The 19511-nt window shown below is 72.9% G+C and carries 20 protein-coding genes and 1 riboswitch; of the genes, 8 read left to right on the plus strand and 12 right to left on the minus strand.

All coding sequences use genetic code 11. From position 1 onward, the window contains the following. Positions 1-64: 64 nt before the first annotated feature. The 3 genes from GA0070215_RS21145 to GA0070215_RS21155 all read right to left on the minus strand — a co-directional run bounded on the left by GA0070215_RS21145 (position 65) and on the right by GA0070215_RS21155 (position 3076). Positions 65-865, minus strand: a complete 801-nt coding sequence (locus GA0070215_RS21145; protein ID WP_091048896.1) for an energy-coupling factor transporter transmembrane component T family protein — start codon at positions 863-865, stop codon at positions 65-67. Beyond that, positions 862-2376 (minus strand): ABC transporter ATP-binding protein, encoded by a 1515-nt coding sequence (locus GA0070215_RS21150; RefSeq protein ID WP_091048898.1) that lies wholly within the window; start codon positions 2374-2376, stop codon positions 862-864. The genes GA0070215_RS21145 and GA0070215_RS21150 overlap by 4 nt, the downstream gene beginning before the upstream one ends. 109 nt (positions 2377-2485) lie before the next feature. Next, positions 2486-3076 (minus strand): ECF transporter S component, encoded by a 591-nt coding sequence (locus GA0070215_RS21155; protein WP_091048901.1) that lies wholly within the window; start codon positions 3074-3076, stop codon positions 2486-2488. A gap of 75 nt (positions 3077-3151) precedes the next feature. Next, positions 3152-3258: riboswitch (TPP riboswitch) on the minus strand. A gap of 76 nt (positions 3259-3334) precedes the next feature. Here GA0070215_RS21155 and GA0070215_RS21160 point away from each other — a divergent pair. The 4 genes from GA0070215_RS21160 (at position 3335) to GA0070215_RS21175 (ending at position 7595) form a co-directional block, all read left to right on the plus strand. After that, on the plus strand, positions 3335-4171 hold the full coding sequence (locus GA0070215_RS21160; RefSeq protein WP_208600392.1) for an alpha/beta fold hydrolase: 837 nt from the start codon (positions 3335-3337) through the stop codon (positions 4169-4171). Continuing rightward, positions 4168-4917: a sugar isomerase domain-containing protein gene (locus GA0070215_RS21165; protein ID WP_018787350.1), complete on the plus strand. Its 750-nt coding sequence runs from the start codon at positions 4168-4170 to the stop codon at positions 4915-4917. The genes GA0070215_RS21160 and GA0070215_RS21165 overlap by 4 nt, the downstream gene beginning before the upstream one ends. A gap of 92 nt (positions 4918-5009) precedes the next feature. Then, positions 5010-5513: a DUF6328 family protein gene (locus GA0070215_RS21170; protein WP_018787351.1), complete on the plus strand. Its 504-nt coding sequence runs from the start codon at positions 5010-5012 to the stop codon at positions 5511-5513. 108 nt (positions 5514-5621) lie between these two features. Further along, positions 5622-7595, plus strand: a complete 1974-nt coding sequence (locus GA0070215_RS21175) for an acyl-CoA dehydrogenase family protein (RefSeq protein ID WP_091048908.1) — start codon at positions 5622-5624, stop codon at positions 7593-7595. A gap of 183 nt (positions 7596-7778) precedes the next feature. On the opposite strand, the gene GA0070215_RS21180 is transcribed toward GA0070215_RS21175, so the two are convergent. From GA0070215_RS21180 to GA0070215_RS21205, 6 genes are all read right to left on the minus strand, one after another. Further along, positions 7779-8384 carry a hypothetical protein gene (locus GA0070215_RS21180; RefSeq protein ID WP_018787353.1) on the minus strand — a complete coding sequence of 202 codons (606 nt, stop codon included), beginning with the start codon at positions 8382-8384 and terminating at the stop codon, positions 7779-7781. A gap of 52 nt (positions 8385-8436) precedes the next feature. Beyond that, on the minus strand, positions 8437-8742 hold the full coding sequence (locus tag GA0070215_RS21185) for an ArsR/SmtB family transcription factor (RefSeq protein ID WP_018787354.1): 306 nt from the start codon (positions 8740-8742) through the stop codon (positions 8437-8439). 43 nt (positions 8743-8785) lie between these two features. Beyond that, positions 8786-9661: a metal ABC transporter permease gene (locus GA0070215_RS21190; protein WP_091048911.1), complete on the minus strand. Its 876-nt coding sequence runs from the start codon at positions 9659-9661 to the stop codon at positions 8786-8788. A 1-nt stretch (position 9662) separates the two neighbouring features. Then, the gene (locus GA0070215_RS21195) at positions 9663-10427 is read right to left on the minus strand and encodes a metal ABC transporter ATP-binding protein (protein ID WP_026268353.1); all 765 of its coding nucleotides are present in this window, start codon (positions 10425-10427) and stop codon (positions 9663-9665) included. Then, positions 10424-11407, minus strand: a complete 984-nt coding sequence (locus GA0070215_RS21200) for a metal ABC transporter substrate-binding protein (RefSeq protein ID WP_091048915.1) — start codon at positions 11405-11407, stop codon at positions 10424-10426. Before GA0070215_RS21200 ends, GA0070215_RS21195 begins: the two co-directional genes overlap by 4 nt. An 81-nt stretch (positions 11408-11488) precedes the next feature. Then, positions 11489-11752, minus strand: a complete 264-nt coding sequence (locus GA0070215_RS21205; protein ID WP_018787358.1) for a DUF6703 family protein — start codon at positions 11750-11752, stop codon at positions 11489-11491. A gap of 27 nt (positions 11753-11779) precedes the next feature. Between GA0070215_RS21205 and GA0070215_RS21210 the strand changes: the two genes are divergently transcribed. The 3 genes from GA0070215_RS21210 to GA0070215_RS21220 all read left to right on the plus strand — a co-directional run bounded on the left by GA0070215_RS21210 (position 11780) and on the right by GA0070215_RS21220 (position 14182). Beyond that, entirely contained in the window at positions 11780-12121 is a 342-nt protein-coding gene (locus GA0070215_RS21210; protein WP_018787359.1) for an antibiotic biosynthesis monooxygenase family protein, read from the plus strand. Between the two features lie 94 nt (positions 12122-12215). Next, positions 12216-12689 carry an Rv0361 family membrane protein gene (locus tag GA0070215_RS21215; RefSeq protein WP_018787360.1) on the plus strand — a complete coding sequence of 158 codons (474 nt, stop codon included), beginning with the start codon at positions 12216-12218 and terminating at the stop codon, positions 12687-12689. Between the two features lie 113 nt (positions 12690-12802). After that, positions 12803-14182, plus strand: a complete 1380-nt coding sequence (locus GA0070215_RS21220) for a glycine--tRNA ligase (protein ID WP_018787361.1) — start codon at positions 12803-12805, stop codon at positions 14180-14182. A 55-nt stretch (positions 14183-14237) separates the two neighbouring features. Here the strand turns inward: GA0070215_RS21220 and GA0070215_RS21225 are convergent, their stop codons facing one another. After that, the gene (locus GA0070215_RS21225; protein WP_091048918.1) at positions 14238-15209 is read right to left on the minus strand and encodes a type IV toxin-antitoxin system AbiEi family antitoxin domain-containing protein; all 972 of its coding nucleotides are present in this window, start codon (positions 15207-15209) and stop codon (positions 14238-14240) included. A 178-nt stretch (positions 15210-15387) separates the two neighbouring features. Here GA0070215_RS21225 and dusB point away from each other — a divergent pair, with 178 nt between their 5' ends. Continuing rightward, on the plus strand, positions 15388-16551 hold the full coding sequence (gene dusB / locus GA0070215_RS21230; protein ID WP_091048922.1) for a tRNA dihydrouridine synthase DusB: 1164 nt from the start codon (positions 15388-15390) through the stop codon (positions 16549-16551). Positions 16552-16625: 74 nt separating this feature from the next. Here the strand turns inward: dusB and GA0070215_RS21235 are convergent, their stop codons facing one another. Beyond that, the gene (locus tag GA0070215_RS21235; RefSeq protein ID WP_018787364.1) at positions 16626-17273 is read right to left on the minus strand and encodes a C39 family peptidase; all 648 of its coding nucleotides are present in this window, start codon (positions 17271-17273) and stop codon (positions 16626-16628) included. A 299-nt stretch (positions 17274-17572) separates the two neighbouring features. Further along, positions 17573-19333, minus strand: a complete 1761-nt coding sequence (locus GA0070215_RS21240) for a beta-N-acetylhexosaminidase (RefSeq protein ID WP_141708230.1) — start codon at positions 19331-19333, stop codon at positions 17573-17575. Positions 19334-19511: the final 178 nt, after the last annotated feature.

The raw sequence follows: 19511 nt of genomic DNA on the forward strand, positions 1-19511 counted from the left end.
TTTGCCGTCAACCTCATGGTCAACGGGGCGAGGGTGGGCGCTGGGCTGGCGGGGGTGGGCCGGGTCAGCCGATCAAGGGGCGGAAGGTGCCCAGGGCGATGCTTGTCGCCAAGGCGGCTCCGGCCAGGAGGGCGGCTCCGGCGACCAGCAGGGTGTCGGCGCGGGTGAAGCGCTGGGGGCGGGCGACAGTGCGCGGGGTGCCCGCGTCGAACCCCCGGGCGTCCATCGCCACCGCGAGCCGGGTGCCCCGCCGGATCGCGCCCACCAGCAGCGTGAACGCGGTGGACGCGAACAGCCGCAGCTTCGCCACCGGGTTGCGTCCGGCGTCCACGCCGCGCGCCCGGCGGGCCATGCTGATCATCCGCCACTCCTGTTCCAGCAGCGGCACCATCCGGAACGCGGCGAGCGCCCCGATGGCGAACCGGGCCGGCGCCTTCGCGTTCTGGATCAACGCGTCGGCCAGGTCGGTCGGATCGGTGGTGGCGAACACGACGATGCCGGGCAGGGCCACCGCGACCATCCGCAGCACCAGCCCGAGCGCTGTCGTCAGCACGCCCTCGGTGACCAGGATCGGCCCGGCCTGGAGCAGTACCGGGCCGGAGCGGTCGGCCGCGAAGAGCACGAGTGTGACGAGGATGCCGACGGCGCCGGCCAGCAGCGGCCAGGCCCGCCGGGCCAGCACCCGGTAGCGGACACCGAACAGCGGCAGCGCCGCGAGTTCGACGGCGATGGCGATGGCCGGTGCCACCGGGTCGAGCGTCGCCACCAGGATCACCGTGAAGACCAGCGCGGCGGCCAGCTTCGCCACCGGGTTGCGGCGGGCCAGCGGGGCGCCGGGTACGGCGACCGGTTCGAGGCCGATCACGGCACACCTCCGGCAGCCGGGCCGTCGTCGCCCGCGCGCGCGGCCTCGGCCACGCCGGTCGAGGACCGCCCGTCGGGGGAGCGCTCCGCGCCGGACGGTGACCGGTCCAGGGTGAGTGTCCGGTCGGCCAGCGCGGCGACGAAGTCCTCGTCGTGGGTCACCGCCACGACGCCGTGACCGGCGTCGCGCAGCTCGGCGAGCAGGTCGACCAGCTCCAGCCAGGTGCGCCGGTCCTGGCCGTACGTGGGCTCGTCGCAGATCAGCAGGCGGGGCGCGGTGGCCAGCGCCGTCGCCACGCTCAGCCGCCGCGCCTCGCCACCGGAAAGGGTGTACGGGTTGGCGCCCGCCAGCTTGTCCAGCCGCAGCCGCTCCAGCAACCCGTCGACAGTGGCGGTCACCGCCGTGTCGGGCTGACCGGTGCGGCGGGGGCCGAGCGCCAGCTCGTCGCGGACCGTGGCGGTGACGAACTGGTGCTCCGGGTCCTGGAACACCGAGCCGATCCGGCGGACCAGCGCCGGTGCACGCCAGCGGTGCGGGGGAGTGCGCGCGTCCCGCCCGGCGAGTTCCGCCGACGCAGTCACGGTGCCGGTGCCGGGTTTCAGCAGGCCGCCCAGGAGCAGCGCCAGCGTGGACTTCCCGGCCCCGTTCGGGCCGAGGACGGCGAGCGCCTCGCCGGCGCGTACCCGAAGGTCGGTCGGGGCCAGCCGGGGTGGGAGGCCGAGCCGGCCGGCGGTGAGCAGCACGTCGCCGGGCGGCGCGGCGGCGTGCCGGGGTGGCGCGACGTGCCCGGGTACCCAGACTCCGGCGGCGGCCAGCGCGTCGCCGTGCGCGGCGAAGACCGTCTCGGGCGGCCCGTCGGCGCGGACCCCGCCGCCGGGTTCGAGCACCACGACGCGGTCGACCAGCGGCAGGGCCTCGGTGACCCGGTGCTCGACCAGGATCATCGTGGTGTCCGGGTCGAGCGCGTTCGCGACGGCCCGGCGGATCAGGGCGGCACCGGCCGGGTCGAGGTTCGCGGTGGGCTCGTCCAGCAACAGCAGTCCGGGGCGCAGCGCGAGCGTGCCGGCCAGCGCCAGCCGCTGCTGCTCGCCGCCGCTGAGCGCGGCGGTCGGGCGGTCCCTGTCGTACGGGAAGCCGACCCGCCGCAGCGCCTCGTCGACGCGGGGCCAGATCTCGCCGGCCGGTACGCCGCGGTTCTCCAGCCCGAACGCCACGTCGTCGCCGGAGCGGGCCATGACGAGCTGGGTCTGCGGATCCTGGAACAGGATGCCGACGCGCTCACGCGCCTTGCGCGGGTCCAGCCCGTCGATCTCGACGGCACCCTCCTGCTCGCCGGAGTCCTCCGGCAGCAGCCCGGCCAGCGCGGCCAGCAGCGTGCTCTTACCGGCCCCGGAGGGCCCGAGCAGCAGCACCCGCTCGCCGCTCTCCACGCGCAGATCCACGCCGCGCAGAGCCCACCGCCGACGTCCCCCGTGCCGCCACCCGAACCCCCGCAGCACCACAGCGCTCACGAACCACCCACCCCCTCTCCCGGCCCAGCTTGTGTGATCAAGGAGTTCGCGTCCGGGAAACCGTGCCCGGCGGACGCGAACTCCTTGATCACCGGGGCGGGGCGAGCCGTCAGACCAGGGCCCGGTCGCGGCCGGCGGGGAAGCGGTCCAGGACGCCGGTGTTCGCCAGCGCGCGGGTGAGGGCCACCGCGCCCAGGCCCGCCACCAGCAGGCAGCTGAGCACACCGAACGCGATGTACGGCAGCCGGAACGTGGTCCAGCTCGTGGCCGGGTACCAGTAGAGGACGTCGAACACGGTGGCGAAGAGGCCGCCCGCCGCCCCGGCCAGCGCCGCCGTGACCGGCCGGTAGCTGCGGTACCGGGTGGCCGCGAAGACGCTCTCCACTCCCAGGCCCTGCACCGCGCCCTGAAGGATCGCCATCGCGCCGTACGGGGAGCCGAGCAGCACCGAGACGGTCGAGGCGACGGTCTCGGTGAGCAGCGCCGCGCCCGGCTTGCGGACGATGAGCGCGCTCAGCACGGCGGGGATGAGCCAGACGCCGTACATGACCGACTGGAGCGGGGCGAAGAAGGCGAACGGCCCGTCGCTGCCCTTCCAGAGGATGTTCCAGAGCTGGAACACGACGCCGAAGGCGACGGCGATGACCGAGGCGACGACGATGTCGACGGTACGCCAGCGGTTGCTGTCGGTGTGGTTCACGGATGGCTCCCAGTTCGTCTAGGTGAACCAGGAGAAGACGCACGCCGCGCCCGGTGGTCACCGGACGGCGACGCGGCTGAAGGTCGACCGAACTCCCTGCGCTGGCATTACCCAGATCAGGTTCGAGGGTCTGCGGGCACCGGCCCGCACTCTCAGCGCTGTGCGCTCCCCTGTCGGATGTGAAGTTGTCTCGTCGCAGACGCTAGCACCGACGACGGTCTCCGGCCCAGCAGGGCGAGTGTCGGTATGGTGGCGATCATGCAGGTGGATGCGCGGGGACTGACGTTCGAGGTGCGCGCCGGTGGCCCCGAGGGGGGTGACCCCGTCCTGTTGCTGCACGGCTTCCCGCAGCACTCCGGCGAGTGGGACGCGGTCACGCCCGCGCTGCACGCCGCCGGGCTGCGCACGTACGCGCTCGACCAGCGCGGCTACTCGCCCGGCGCGCGTCCGGCGGACGTCGGGGCGTACCGGATCCCCGAGCTGGTGGCCGACGCGGCGGCGGTGCTCGACGCGCTCGGGGTGGCACGCGCACACGTGGTCGGTCACGACTGGGGCGCGATCGTGGCGTGGGGCCTGGCGGCGGCCCACCCGGAGCGGGTCCGGACGCTCACCGCGGTGTCGGTGCCGCACCCCTCGGCGATGGGTCATGCGCTGGCCACCGACCCGCGGCAGAAGGTCAAGTCCGCCTACATCGCGTTGTTCCGCAAGCCCGGTACGGCGGAGAAGGTGCTGCTGGCGTGGCACGGCGCCACGCTGCGCAAGCTGCTGAGCGGCGTGGGCGACGCCGGTACGGTCGCCCGGTACGCCGAGCCGATGCGCGAGCCGGGGGCGTTGACGGCGGCACTGAACTGGTACCGCGCGATGACCGGGGCGGACATGAAGGGGGTCGCCCCGGTCGGGGTGCCGACCACGTTCGTGTGGAGCGACAAGGACGTGGCGATCGGCCGGACGGCCGCGCACGCGTGCGCCGCGCACGTCACGGGTGACTACCGGTTCGTGGTGCTGCCAGGGGTCAGCCACTGGATCCCGGACGAGGCACCCGGCCCGCTGGCCGAGGCGATCCTCGCCCGGTGCGCAGGAACGGAGGAGGCATGACGGTGAGCGCCGACGCGTACCTGGCGGTGGTGACCGAGACGATCGGCCGGGTCGCGGCCGAGCAGCGGCAGAACGTGGCCGACGCGGCCGACCTGATCGCGGCGGCGCTGCGCGCCGACGGTGTGGTGCACGCGTTCGGCACCGGGCACTCCGAGGCGCTGGCCATGGAGATCGCCGGTCGGGCCGGCGGTCTGGTGCCCACCAACCGGATCGCGTTGCGTGACCTGGTGCTGATCGGCGGCGACCCGGCCGACGTGCTCGGCCCGAAGCTGGAACGCGACCCGGCCGTGGCGCACCGCCTGTACGAGTTGGCGCCGATCCGGCCGCAGGACGTGTTCGTGCTGGCCTCGAACTCGGGCGTGAACGGGGCGATGGTCGAGTTCGCGTCCGTGGTGAAGGAACGCGGGCACGGCCTGGTGGCGATCACGTCGGCGCAGCACTCGGGCCGGATGACCTCGCGGCACCCGTCCGGCCGCAAGCTCGCCGACTTCGCCGACGTGGTGCTGGACAACGGCGCCCCGTACGGCGACGCCACGCTGCCGCTGCCGGGCGGCGGCGCGGTCGGCGCGGTCTCCTCCATCACCGCGGCGCTGCTCGCCCAGCAGATCGTGGCCGAGGTGGTGGCCCGGCTGGTCGCGGCGGGGCGGCGCCCGCCGGTCTACCTGTCCGCGAACATCACCGGCGGCGACGAGCACAACGCCGAGCTGGAGGCACGGTACGCGGGCCGGATCCGCCGCGGTTCCTGAACCGGTTTCGTGATCGCTCCTGCGGGGCACAGGCGGTCCTGCCGGTGGGCGTTTCCCCACCGGTCGTGCCGTCTTCACCGGAGGTTCACGAGGTGTCCAAGGAATCCGAGAAGCAGCGCTGGCAGCGCAACTTCGCCGACCTCTTGCAGGAGCTGCGGGTCGCGCAGACCGGCGTGCAGATCCTGTTCGCCTTCCTGCTGACGATGCCGTTCAGCAACGCCTTCACCCGGACCACCAACTTCCAGCGCGACGTCTACATCGTGGCGTTGCTGGCCGCTGCCGCCGCGGCCGCGATGATCATCTCGCCGGTCGCGTTCCACCGGGCTCTGTTCCGTCAGGGGCGCAAGCCGGAGCTGGTCCGCTTCGCCCACCGGATGGCCTCGGGTGGCCTGTTCTTCATGCTGATCGCGATGGTCAGCGCGGTCCTGCTGGTCACCGACTTCGTGCTGCCCCGGCCGGTCGCGTTCGTGCTCAGCGCTGCTACCGGGATCTGGTTCCTGACCTTCTGGGCGATCCTGCCGTTCAGCCGCCGCAACTGGGGCGAGGACGACATCGACGACGAGGACGATGACCCGCAGACGCTGTCCGGCGACTGACGGTCCGCCAAATCGGACGTGCACGCGACGCTACCCCTGGGTAACACCCGGGGGTAGCGTCGTTTTCGTCGCACGCGTCGACGCAGCCGGACCGACGAGGAGGCAGCCGTGACCACGACACAGAACAGCCGGCCCGAGTCACCAGACGGTGCGGGGCCGCTGCCCACCGAGGCGGGCCAGGTCTCCGAAAAGGAGGCCCGGCAGGTCGCCGAGGCGGCCCGCGAGTCGGCCTGGGACCGGCCGAGCTTCGGCAAGGAACTGTTCCTCGGCCGCTTCCGGCTCGACCTGATCGACCCGTGGCCCCGCCCCGACCCGGCCGAGGTGGCCCGCGCCGACGAGTTCCTCGGCGCGCTGCGCGCGTACCTGACGTCCGAGGTGGACGGCGAGGCGATCGAGCGGGACGCGCGCATCCCCGACGAGGTGTTCCACGGCCTGGCCGGGCTCGGCACGTTCGGCATGAAGATCGACCGGAAGTACGGCGGGCTGGGGCTGAGCAACCTGCACTACTGCCGGGCGCTGATGCTCGTCGGCTCGGTGAACCCGGCGGTCAGCGCGCTGCTCTCGGCGCACCAGTCGATCGGCGTGCCGCAGCCGCTGAAGATGTTCGGCACGCCCGAGCAGAAGGAACGGTTCCTGCCCCGGCTTGCCGCCGGTGAGGTCTCCGCGTTCCTGCTCACCGAGCCGGACGTCGGCTCCGACCCGGCCCGGCTCGCCACCACCGCCGAGCCGACGGCGGACGGCACCGGCTACCGGCTCAACGGGCTGAAGCTCTGGGCCACCAACGGCACGCTCGCCACGCTGCTGGTGGTGATGGCCCGGGTGCCGGCCGGCGAGGGGCGGCGCGGCGGCATCACCGCGTTCGTGGTGGAGGGCGACAGCGACGGCATCACCGTGGAGCGGCGCAACTCCTTCGTCGGGCTGCGTGGCCTGGAGAACAGCCTCACCCGGTTCCACGACGTGTTCGTGCCCAAGGAGAACGTGATCGGCGGCGAGGGCAAGGGCCTCAAGATCGCGCTGACCACATTGAACACCGGGCGGCTCTCGCTTCCGGCCATGTGCGTCGGTGCCGGAAAGTGGGCGCTCAACGTGGCTCGCGAGTGGGCGGCGGACCGGGTCCAGTGGGGCCGCCCGGTGGGCGAGCACGAGGCGGTGGCGAAGAAGCTGTCGTTCATCGCCGCCACCACGTACGGCATGGAGTCGATGCTCGACCTGTCCTGCATGCTCGCCGACGACGACCGCAACGACATCCGGATCGAGGCGGCGCTGGTCAAGCTCTACGCCAGCGAGATGGCCTGGCGGATCGCCGACGAGCTGATCCAGATCCGCGGTGGCCGCGGCTACGAGACGGCCGACTCGCTCGCCGCCCGGGGGGAACGGCCGGCCGCCGTCGAGCAACTCCTGCGCGACCTGCGGATCAACCGGATCTTCGAGGGCTCCACCGAGATCATGCACCTGCTGATCGCCCGCGAGGCGGTCGACGCCCACCTGTCCGTCGCGGGCGACATCATCGACCCCGACGCCGGGCTGGGCCGCAAGGCCAGGGCGGGCGCGCGGGCCGGCGCCTTCTACGCGAAGTGGCTGCCCACGCTCGCCGTCGGCAAGGGACAGACGCCCGGGGCGTACCAGGAGTTCGGGCCGCTGGCCGGGCACCTGCGCCACGTCGAACGGACCTCCCGCAAGCTGGCCCGGTCGACGTTCTACGCGATGTCGCGGTGGCAGGGAAAGATGGAGCGCAAGCAGGCGTTCCTCGGCCGGGTGGTGGACATCGGCGCGGAGCTGTTCGCGATGAGCGCGGTCTGCGTCCGGGCCTACGCCGAGCGGGACGCGCACCCGGAGAACGTCGAGCTGGCCGACCTGTTCTGCCGGCAGGCGCGGCTGCGCGTCGACGGCCTGTTCACCGGGCTGTGGTCGAACACCGACTCGGTCGACGTGGCCGCCGCCAAGCGCATCGTCGCCGGCCGGTACGCCTCGGTGGAGGAGGGTGTCGTCACGCCACCCGCCGACCTCCCCTGGGTCGCCCGCTGGGAACCGGGGCCGTCCACCGAGCAGGACGTCCGCCGTCGCATCCCGCCCACCGGCTGACCATCCGCCGCTCCCGCGCTGTGCCCGCGCGGCGGTCGTCCCGCCCGGACGGCCGCCGTCCGGGTGGCGGTCGTGTGTCGGTGCGTGGAGGAAGGACACTCTTCTCCGCGTTATGACCCTCGGTCATGAATAGGACTGGGAGTCATAACGCGGGGAGTGCGTCATCTTCCGGGAACCGGGACGTCAGCGGCCTCCGCGAAGCCCCAGTTCGCGCAGCTCCAGCGCGGCGAGCGCGTCGACGGTCGCGTCGTCGCCGCGCCGCCACGCCTCGGCGACGTCGGGCGCGATCCGGGTCAGCTTCGACAGCGGCTGGCCGGCCAGCGCGCGCAGCGCCAGCAGATCCCGGCCGGCCGGCACGCCGGCCAGGGCCTTCGCCGCGCCGGCCCGGCGCATCCAGCGCAGGCGCAGCGGCAGCCAGCCGAACAGCACCAGGCCGAGCGGGAACACCAGCACCGCGATGGTCAGCCCGAGCGCGAGCTGCCCGACCAGTTCCTGCTGGTCGCGGCCCGCCTCGGCTACCGAGCGGGCGGCCTCGGCGGCCCGGGTGAACGGCGCGGTCAACTCGTCGCCGACGATCGGGACCCGACCGACCTTGCCGCCCGCGTCGGCCAGGTTGTCGGCGAGTCCGCCGCCGGCCCCCTCCAGCTTCTGCCCGGGTACGGCGAGCTTCTCGACCAGGTCGTGCAGCCACAGCGCGAAGCGGATCGCCGCGTACACCCAGACGACCACGAGCAGGTCGGTGAGGAACTGGCGGACGGCGACGGGAAAACGGTCGGCGTAGATCTTCACGCCGGACAGCGTCCCACGGCACGGGCGCGTCGGCACCTGGCCGATTTCCCGCTCAGTGCGACCCTTCGTCGGCGTGACTGACCGCATCCGCCACGATGTGCGCGACGTGGTCGTCGACCAGGGCGTACGCGATCTCCCGGCCGCGCCGCGACCCGCGCACCACGCCGGCGCCGCGCAGCACCCGCAGGTGCTGGGAGACCAGCGGCTGCGGCGCGCCGAGCTTCTCGACCAGTTCGTGTACGCAGCGTTCCCCCGCGGCCAGCTCGCTCACGATCGCGAGCCGGATCGGGGCCGAGAGCGCGCGCAGCAGGTCGCCCGCGCCCTCGAAGGCGTCGTACCCGTTCGTGCCGGTCGTCACCCCGTAACGGTAACCAATCCCAGGCGCGTCGGCGGCTAGGGCCTCATCGCAGCAGCACCTCGTGCTCGGCCGGCTCGGCCGGCGACGTCGCCCGGTCGGTCCGGGTCCGCCGCCGCAGCGCCCGCAGACCCGCCGCCGCGAGCGCGACCAGCAGGAACGAGCCGATCGCCACGAGCACCACCGACGCGCCGGGCGCGGTGTCGGCGGTGGCGGCCACCCAGACCCCGGTGCCGGCGGCGAACAGGCCCAGCGCCATGGCCGCCGTCATGGTCGACCGGAAGCCCCGGGTCACCTGCTGCGCGGTGGCCACCGGCACCACCATCAGCGCGCTGATCAGCAGCACCCCGACGGCCCGCATGGCGATGGTCACCGTGACCGCGGTGCCGACCGCGATGAGCAGGTTCAGCGCCCGCACCGGCAGGCCGGACACCCGGGCGTACTCCTCGTCGTGGCACACCGCGAACAGGGCCGGGCGCAGCACCAGCATGGTCACCAGCAGCACCACGCCGAGCACGCCGATGGTGATCAGGTCGGTGCGGGAGGTGGTGGTCAGCGACCCGAACAGGTACGCGTTGAGCGACCCGGTGCTGGCGTCGGAGAGCCCGACCAGCGTCACGCCACCGGCGATGCCGCCGTAGAACAGCAACGCCAGCGCCAGGTCACCGGAGGTGCGCCCGTACGCGCGGACCAACTCGATAAGCACCGCGCCGAGCGTCGCGGCGATCACCGCCACCAGCACGGGGGAGTGGTTGAGCAGCAGTCCCGCGCCGACGCCGGTGAGCGCCACGTGCCCGAGCCCGTCGCCGATCAACGCCAGCCGGCGCTGCACCAGGTAGATGCCGAGCGCCGGGGCGGCCAGCCCGATGATCAGCGCGCCGACCAGGGCGCGGAGCATGAAGTCGTACTGGAAGAGGTCCATCTCAGATGCCTGTCCAGAGCCGGGCCGGCTCCTCGTCGCAGTGCGGGTGCACGTGCTCGTGGCCCGGGTCGGCGTGGTGGCCGGCCGGTTCGGGCACCGCACCGTCGTGGGCGATCCCGCCCTGGTGCACCACCACGGCCCGGCTGATCAGCGGGCGCAGCGGGCCCAGCTCGTGCGCGACGAGCAGCACCGTGCCCCCGCCGTCGCGGAACGCGCGCAGCGCCGAGGAGAACGCCTCCTGGCTGGCCGCGTCCACCCCGGCGGTCGGCTCGTCGAGCACCAGCAGCTCCGGCCCGCCGGCCAGCGCGCGGGCGATCAGGGTGCGCTGCTGCTGGCCGCCGGAGAGCGTCGACACCGGGTCACCGGCACGGTCGGTGAGCCCGACCGCGTCCAGCGCCGCCGCCACCGCCTCCCGGTCCGCCCGGCCGGCGGGCCGCAGCACGCCCCGGCGGGCCAGCCGCCCGGACGCCACCACCTCGCGCACCGTGGCGGGCACCCCGCTGCCCGCGCCGAGCCGCTGCGGCACGTACCCGATGCGGTGCCACTGCCGGAAGCGGCGCTGCGGCGTGCCGAACAGGGCGACCGACCCGGCGCCGACCGGCACCAGGCCGAGTGCGGCGCGCACGAGGGTCGACTTGCCGGAGCCGTTGGCGCCGAGCACGGCGACCACCTCCGCAGCGGTCACCGTCAACGAGACGTCACGCAGCACCGGGCGGCCGTCGTAGCCGACGGTGGCGTGCGCGATCTCGATCACGGGTGGGGTCACGAACAGCCCAGCGCGGTTCGCAGGGTCTGCAGGTTGGTGCGCATCGCGGAGAGGTAGTCGCCGTCGGCGGGCGGGCCCTCCAGCGGGTCCAGGACGGCCGTCTTCGCCCCGACCTCACGCGCGATGGTCTCGGCGACCTTCGGGCTGACCAGCGTCTCGAAGAAGATCGTGCCGGCCTGGTGTTCCCGGGCCTCCTCGGCGACCTCGGCGAGCCGCTGCGGAGACGGCTCGGCCTCCGGGGTGAGCCCGCTGATGCCGATCTGCTCCAGCTTGTAGCGGTCGGTCAGGTAGCCGAACGCGGCGTGGCTGGTGACGATCTCCCGGCGCTGGCAGGTGCGCAGGCCGTCGGCGTACTCGGTGTCCAGCTTCGTCAGCTCGGTGCGCAGCGCGCCGGCCCGCGCGGTGTAGTCGGCGGCGTGGTCCGGGTCGGCCTTGCCCAGGCGTTCGGCGAGCTTGTCGCCGATCGTGGCCAGCCGGGTCGGATCGAGCCAGACGTGCGGGTCCTTGCCGCCGCCCTCCTCGGCGTGCTCGTCCTCGGCGTGCTCGTCCTCGGCGTGCTCGTCCTCGCCCTCGCCCTCATGGTCGTGGTCGTGGTCACCGGCGGCGGCGTCCCGCAGCGGCGTCACGCCCGCCACGTCGAACGCGTGGTCGCCGCCGTTCTGCTCCACCGCCTCGTCCACCGCCGGCTGGAAGCCGCTGAGGTAGACGACCAGGTCGGCGTCGACGACCTCGCCGACCTGTCGTGGGTTGAGTTCCAGGTCGTGCGGCTCGGCGCCGGGTTTGGTCAGGTTGCTGACCGTGACCGCGTCGCCGCCGATCCGCTCGGCGAGGAACTGGAGCGGGTAGAACGCGGCCACCACGCCGACCTCGCCCGGCTGGCTCACGTCGCCTGAGTCGTCCGCACAGGCGGTCAGGCCGGCGGCGGCGAGTAGGGCGGCGGCTGTGGTGGTCAGGATGCGGCGGGATGTGCGTACGGTCATGGACTCAACTGTCCGTGACAACGAAAATTATTGTCAAAAACGCATGATTGCATGTCAGCGCAGATGAGATCCGTCCGCGCCTCAGCCGACCGTGAGCTTCGCCAGCGCCACCGCGACCAACAAGGTGAGCATCACCAGCCGGAGCATCCGGGTCGCCGGGGCCTGCACCGGCCAGGTGACCGACATCAGCCAGACCAGCCCGCCGGCCAGCACGAGCAGCAGGCCGCCACCCGCCGGGCCGGGCGCGAACAGGCCGACGAGCACCAGGGCCAGCGCGGCCAGGAACACCACCGTCGGGTTGAGCCGTGCCAACCGGGCCAGCCCGGGACTCTGCGTACGCTGCATGCCACAAACTCTACGAGGAGGAACCCCGTGCTGGTCACCAACCGCTTCGTGGTGGAAGCCGAAACGGTGGACGAGTTCACCCGTGCGGCGCACGACGCGCTGGCCGCGCTCGCCGCCCGCCCCGGCTACCTGCGCGGTGAACTGCTGCGGGCGCTCGACGACCCGGACCACTGGCTCCTGGTCACCGAGTGGGAGTCGGTCGGGGCGTACCGGCGGGCACTCGGCGGGTTCGACGTCAAGGTCACCGCCGTGCCGCTGCTCGCCCGATCGATGGACGAGCCGTCGGCGTACGAGACACTCGCCAGCGCCGCCCCCGACGGTGAGATCGTCGTCGCCGCCAGCGATCGTGCCGCAGGTCCGTACCGCTGAGTGCCGGGGCACTACCCTGGCGCGTATGACCGCTCCCGGACCGGCCGCGCCGCCCCCGTCATCAGTTCCGCCCGCGCTGCCGGCGGAACCCGGGGTGCCCGCGCCGCCGCAGGGGCCCGGCGCCGCGCCGCCGTTCGCCGCCCCACCCACCGAGGGTGGGCGGACCCGGCTCTGGCTCGGCCTCGGCGCGGGTGCGCTCGCCGTGCTGATCTGCTGCGGCGGGGGCGGCACGGCGGTGGTCGGCCTGGCGGTGAGCAACGCCCAGGCGATCGGCGAGCAGGGCCGGGCGGTCACGAACGACTACTACCAGGCGCTCGTGGCCCGGGAGTGGTCAAAGGCGTACGACACGCTCTGCGACGACCTCCGCCGGCGTGAGCCCCGGCGGGAGTTCGAGCGGCGGGTGGCCACCGAGCCGCAGGTCTCCGGCTACCGGGTGGGCGATGTCGACCTCGCCACGCTCACCGTGCCGGTGGACGTCACGCTCGCCGGCGGCCGGCGGGAGGCGCAGACCGTGACGCTCGCGCCGGACCAGCAGACGGGCGGCGTGGAGGTCTGCGGGGTGAGCTGACCGGGCCCCGGTATTCTGCTGGGCTCGGGACGGACACGACCGTACCGTTGTCCCGAACAGCCCGGTCCCATCCATCTCGACCGCGCCGACCGCCAGCCGGCGTAGGAGGAAACATGCCAGCCGACCGTATCGACGCCGTCACCAGCCTCGCCAAGCGCCGGGGTTTCGTCTTTCCCTCCAGCGAGATCTACGGGGGCACCCGGTCGGCGTGGGACTACGGTCCGCTCGGCGTCGAGCTGAAGGAGAACGTCCGCCGGCAGTGGTGGCGGACCATGGTGCAGCAGCGCGACGACGTCGTCGGCCTCGACTCGGCGGTCATCCTGGCCCGCAAGGTCTGGGAGGCCAGCGGCCACATCGCCGAGTTCGTCGACCCGCTCACCGAGTGCCAGTCCTGCCACAAGCGGTTCCGGGCCGACCACCTGGAAGAGGCGTACGAGGCCAAGCACGGCAAGCCGCTGACGTCGCTGACGGAACTGAACTGCACCAACTGCGGCAACAAGGGCACCTTCACCGAGCCGAAGATGTTCAACGGCCTGATGAAGACCTACCTGGGCCCGGTGGAGAGCGACGAGGGCATGCACTACCTGCGCCCGGAGACCGCCCAGGGCATCTTCGTCAACTACAAGAACGTGGAGACGGTCGCCCGGAAGAAGCCGCCGTTCGGCATCGCGCAGACCGGCAAGTCGTTCCGCAACGAGATCACCCCGGGCAACTTCATCTTCCGGACCCGTGAGTTCGAGCAGATGGAGATGGAGTTCTTCGTCGAGCCGGGCACCGACGAGCAGTGGCACGAGTACTGGCTCTCCGAGCGCTGGAACTGGTACCTCGACCTGGGCCTGTCCGAGGAGAACCTGCGCTTCTACGAGCACCCCAAGGAGAAGCTCTCCCACTACTCGAAGCGCACCGTCGACATCGAGTACCGGTTCCGGTTCGGTGGCAGCGAGTTCGCCGAGCTGGAGGGCATCGCCAACCGCACCGACTTCGACCTGTCCACGCACAGCAAGCACTCCGGCGTCGACCTGTCGTACTTCGACCAGGGCAAGGGCGAGCGCTGGATCCCGTACGTGATCGAGCCGGCCGCCGGCCTCACCCGCGCGGTGCTGGCGTTCCTGCTCGAGGCGTACGACGAGGACGAGGCGCCGAACACAAAGGGCGGCGTGGACAAGCGCACCGTGATGCGCTTCGACCCGCGGCTGGCCCCGGTCAAGGTCGCCGTGCTGCCGCTGTCGCGCAACGAGGCGCTGTCGCCGAAGGCCAAGCAGCTCGCCGCCGACCTGCGTAAGCGCTGGGTGGTCGAGTTCGACGACTCGCAGGCGATCGGCCGCCGCTACCGCCGGCAGGACGAGATCGGCACGCCGTTCTGCGTCACCGTCGACTTCGACACGCTCGACGACAACGCCGTCACGGTCCGGAACCGGGACACGATGGCCCAGGAGCGCGTCTCGCTGGACCAGGTCGAGCGCTACCTTATCGAGCGCCTCCCCGGCTGCTGACTTGATGTAAGGAAGGGCCCCTTCTTAACGTCTCGCGTAGAGAAGGGGCCCCTTATTAACACCCGTCGCCGGGGGAGATCGGCTCCGCCCGTACGCCGGTCGCGGCGCCCAGCCCGCGCCGGGCCTCGTACGCGTCCTCCACCGTGCGCCGCACGCGGCCCGGCTCCCGGCGGATCTGCGCCGGCGTGAAGTGCAGGATGAGCACCCCGTGCCGGCTCAGCTCGTTGTGCCGGTCCAGCGTCCGCGCCCAGTCGTCCGGGCTGAGGTGGTACTCCCGCGAGTCGACCTCCAGCGCCACCGCGCAGTCGGCGAGGTAGCCGTCCGGCGTCGGCAGCCGGGCGCCGTCGGCCGCCGACAGCCGTGGGTTCCACAGGATTCCGCCGAGCACCCCGCTGCTGCTCAGACACTCCCGCAGCTCCGTCTCCGGCGCCGAGCGGACCCCGTCGGTGATCTCCGCGAACGCCTTCCGGATCAGGGCGGTGCGGCTACGCCGGGCCCGGCGGATCTCCGCGTCCAGGGCGTCCAGGTCGGTGAACCCGCGCTGCACGGCCTCGGCCACCGTCGCCCGTACCGGCCGTAGCCGGCGCAGGTCGCGAGCGGCGTCCACCACCGCCCGGGCCGGCGAGCACACCGGGTACAGCGCGGTCCGCCGGGCCCGCGGATCAAGCTCCAGGGCCCGCGCGATCACCGCGTGACCGGCCGATCGGCGCCGCACGTGGTGCGGCAGGATCAGGTGTACGTCAGCGGTGCGCGGGCTGTGCCGGAAGCCGTACCAGATCAAGGCGGCGAGACCGGTGACCTGCGCGTCGGCGCCCGCGTAGAGCGCCGCCGAGATGCGTCGCTGCTCGTCGGTGAGGGTGCCGGTGACGAGCGCGTACGTCGCCGGCAGCACGCGTTGCCACAGGCCGCGCCGGGTCTGCCGGTACAGGTACATGTCGTCGTATCCGACGCCGAGAAGCTGCGTCCGGGTGACGATCTGCTGCTGGCGTTCCGCCAGGTCGCTGAGTTCGGGTGGTTGTTCGCGCATGCCGGGCAGCCTGCGCGCTCGGTCCGTCCCCTTCCTGCCCGCCGGCCCGGTCTGTGGACAGCGGACCCCGGTGTGGAGAACGTCCGCGTGGCGGGCCGGCTGTGATATGTGCCCTGTTAAAAAGGGGCCCCTGCTCTACCGGAGACGTTAAGAGGGGGCCCTTCCTTACACTTGGGCGGTGACTGCCCCGACCCTGCCCGCGTTGACCATCGGGCCGCACCAGGTCTGGCCACCGGTGGTGCTCGCGCCGATGGCCGGGATCACCAACGTGGGTTTCCGCCGGCTCTGCCGTGAGCAGGGCGGTGGCATCTACGTGTGCGAGATGATCACCACCCGGGCGCTCGTCGAGCGGAACCCGAAGACGCTACGCATGATCGCCTTCGGCGTCGAGGAGCAGCCCCGCAGCCTCCAGCTCTACGGCACCGACCCGGAGATCACCGCCGCCGCGGTGCGGATCGTGGTCGAGCGTGACCTGGCCGACCACATCGACCTCAACTTCGGCTGCCCGGTGCCCAAGGTGACCCGCCGGGGCGGCGGCTCGGCCCTGCCGTGGCGCCGCCGCCTGTTCGCCCGGCTGGTAAAGGCCGCCGTGGACGCCGCGTCGCCCGCCGGGGTGCCGGTCACCGTCAAGATGCGCAAGGGCATCGACGACGACCACCTGACGTACGTCGAGGCGGGGCTGGCGGCCCAGGACGCGGGCGTGGCGGCGGTCGCCCTGCACGGGCGTACGGCCGCGCAGCGTTACTCCGGCACCGCCGACTGGGACGCGATCGCCACGCTCAAGTCGGCGCTCGACGTGCCGGTGCTCGGCAACGGCGACATCTGGGAGGCCGACGACGCGCTGCGGATGGTCGCGCACACCGGCGTGGACGGCGTGGTGATCGGGCGCGGCTGCCTGGGCCGGCCGTGGCTGTTCGCCGACCTGGAGGCCGCGTTCAACGGGAGCCCCGAGCGGCGGCTGCCGAGCCTGGGTGAGGTGGCGGTGACCATGCGCCGGCACGCCGAGCTGCTGGTGGAGCAGTTCGTGGCGGGTGCCCGCAACCCGGCCCGGGGGGAGCGGGACGGCTGCACCGACTTCCGCAAGCACGTCGCCTGGTATCTGAAGGGCTTCCCGATCGGCAGCGAGCTGCGCCGCTCGCTCGCCATGATCGAGAGCCTGGCGCAGCTCGACGACCTGCTCGGCAAGCTGGATCCGGCCGTACCGTTCCCGGTGGAGAACCTCGGGCAGCCGCGTGGCCGCACCAACTCCCCGGGCAAGGTCTTCCTGCCCGACGGCTGGCTGGCCAGCCGCGACGACGACACCCCGCCCGACGGCGCCGAACTGGACGACTCCGGCGGCTGATCCCGGACACGCCTGACCCCGGACACGCCGAAGGGCCCGACCCCCGCAGTGGGGTCGGGCCCTTCGGTGTTCGGTCAGGAGCTGTAGCCGCGGCTGGCGATCCAGCGGGCTAGCTCGTCCACGTCCATCCGGTAGGAGGCCTGGTCCGGGTTCGCCGAGTCGGCGATCGTCACGACCTTGCCGCCGTCGCGGTAGCCGACCACGCTGATGTAGTGGCCACCCTCGAACGCGTGGGTGTTGCCGTCGGTGTCGGTCGCGGTGCCGGCGATGTTCGCCACCACGGCCCGGCCGTCGTCCACCGTGCGCACCACGTCGGCGCGCAGCTTCTCCACCTTGTCGCCGACCTCGTCCACCGGGATCTCGGTCGACTTGTAGACGTCCTTGCCGGTCTCCTTGTTCAGCACCGGCGTGATGTCGTTGATGGAGTTGGTGCCGGCCTCGGTCGTGCCCATCTCCTCGGCCATGGCGTGCACGTCGATGTTCTTGCCCTGCACGCTCAGCGCGTTACGGGCCGCGGCCGGGCCGCAGAAGTAGAAGTTGGGCTGCGCCTCGTAGCGCACGTCCAGCTCCCGCTCGCCGTGCTCGCGATCGGTGGTGACGACCTGGGCGGCGCGCTCGGCCGGGGTGGCCTGGGCGGCGATGGCGGGGCCGGCGATGCCACCGGCGGTGGCGGCGATGCCGGCGACGGTCAGAGCGGTCTTGCGCAGCAGAGTGGTAGCCATGATCAGTTGCCTCTCTGTCGGGGGTTCGCGGCGATGGGGGATGCCGCGGAGAAAGATCAGGTGGCCCGGGATGTGCGTCGGGCCGGCGGCTCGCTCGGGCGGCCAGGGGGTTGGCCTGCTCCGGCGGCTCCGGGGGATGTAACGACCGGCGTCGCGGCCTGATTCCCGGCCCACGGGGCGGGCGGTCGGCGGGTGCGGCGCGGTCTGCCATGTACAACGCCCCGCGCCCGGCCCCGATTCCACCCCACCGGTGACCCCGGCCACCCCGATTCCGGACATCGACCCCACCCAAACCACGGTCAGGGGGTGGGGGTGGTACGGCGCGTGTGGGGGGTGGGCTGGGTGGGGATGCCTGGGTTCTTGTGGGGCCAGGGGATCTCCGGGGAGGGGTGGAAGCTGATGCCGGCGGTGGTCCAGCGCGGGCCGTGGGCGGCCAGCCGGCTGCGGAACCCGGACCAGTCGTGCGTCTCGCGCGGTGACCAACCGAGTTCGGCGACGGCGGGCAGGCGCGGGAAGAACATGTACTCGACCTCGGTGAGCGTCGTGACCGATTCGGTCCACAGCGGGGCCTCCACCCCCAGCACCGCCTCGGCCGGCACGCCCCGCACGTGGCTGCCCGGATCCCACTCGTACGCCCGGCGTACGTCGATCAGACCGGCCCAGTCGTGCCCGATCGGGGTGTCCGGGGCGTACTTCATGTCCAGGTACGCGTGGTTGCCGGGGGAGAGGATCAGCCGGGCGCCCCGGCGTACCGCGTCGGCGGTCTGCGGGTCGTCACCGTCGGTGCCCCACCACTGCAGGACGCGCCCGTCGACGTGTGCGGCCGGGGCGAGCTGGTGCCAGCCGACGACGGTCTTGCCGGTGGCGGCGACCAGCCGCTGCGCCCGCTCCACGAACGCGCGGTAGCTGCCGGCCGGCACCTTGAACGCCTCGTCGCCGCCGAGGTGCAGCCAGGGTCCGGGGGTCAGCGCCGCCACCTCGCCGACCACGTCCGCGACGAAGGCGTACGTCCGCTCGTCGGCGGGGTCGACGAAGCTGAACCCGACCTCGGTGCCGGTGTAGGGCGGCGGCGCGATCTTGGTGGGTGCCAGTTCGGGGTACGCGACGAGCGCCGCGTTGGTGTGGCCGGGCAGGTCGATCTCGGGCACCACTGTCACGTGGCGGCGGGCGGCGTACGTGACGATGCGGCGGTAGTCGTCACGGGTGTACCAGCCGCCCGGGCCGCCGCCGACCTCCGTCGCGCCACCGGCCTCGGTGAGCCGGGGCCAGGAGTCCACGGCGATCCGCCAGCCCTGGTCGTCGGTGAGGTGCAGGTGCAGGTGGTTGAGCTTGTAGCGGGCCAGGTGGTCGACCACCCGCAGCACGTCCTCGACCGCGAAGAAGTGGCGGGCGACGTCGAGCATCGCGCCCCGGTAGGCGAAGCGTGGCCGGTCGACGATCGTGCCGCCGGGCACCGCCCAGCGCGCGGGGACGGCGGTCGGGCTCTCGATCGGCGCGGGCAGCAGCTGCCGCAGCGTCTGCGCGCCGTGGAACAGCCCGGCCGGGGTGAGGGCGGTGACCCGGACGCCGCCGGTGGTCACGTCGAGGCGGTAGCCCTCGTCCCCGAGGCGCGCACCGTCCGCCGCGCCGGAGGTGGCGGCCGGAACCGCGTCCGCCGGCCCGGCGACGTCCGCCGGGGAGAGCGTGAGCGTCAGCGGGCCGTCCTCGGCGGTGTCGGTGACCGGGAGCGGGAAGCCGGTGGCCGGGCGCAGCCAGCCGGCGAGCTGTTCGGCCACGTCCCGCCCGGTGGGGCTGACCCGCAGCACCGCGTCCGCGCTCAGTGTGAAGTCACCGGCCGGGTCCGGGCGTACCTGCTCGGGCGCCGGCACCACGTCGCCCAGCCGGACCGGCACCGGTCCGGCCAGCGTCTCGGCGGCCCGGCCCTCCGCGGCCCGGGCCAGTTCGGCGGCGGGTGCCGGCACGCCGGGCAGTGGCACGGCGGGTACGTGGCGGGAAGGGCTGGTGGAACGGGTGTCGGACGGCTGCGGCCCGGTCTCCGGGGCGGCGGGGTTGGTCGGCACGGCGACGCTCCGAGGGGTGTATTCGCGCGGGATATGGCAAAGGTCAGGTTCCGCGAGATGCAGTGACGTCAAGGGTACGAGGGAAATCGGACTTGCGTGATCGTGCTCGTGGAAGCGTTCCCAGAGACCCGTACGAACGCGGATCGTGGTGGCTGTTGTGCCGAAAGTCACCGAACGC

Origin of the sequence: Micromonospora marina (genome assembly GCF_900091565.1) — a bacterium.
Classification (GTDB): domain Bacteria; phylum Actinomycetota; class Actinomycetes; order Mycobacteriales; family Micromonosporaceae; genus Micromonospora; species Micromonospora marina.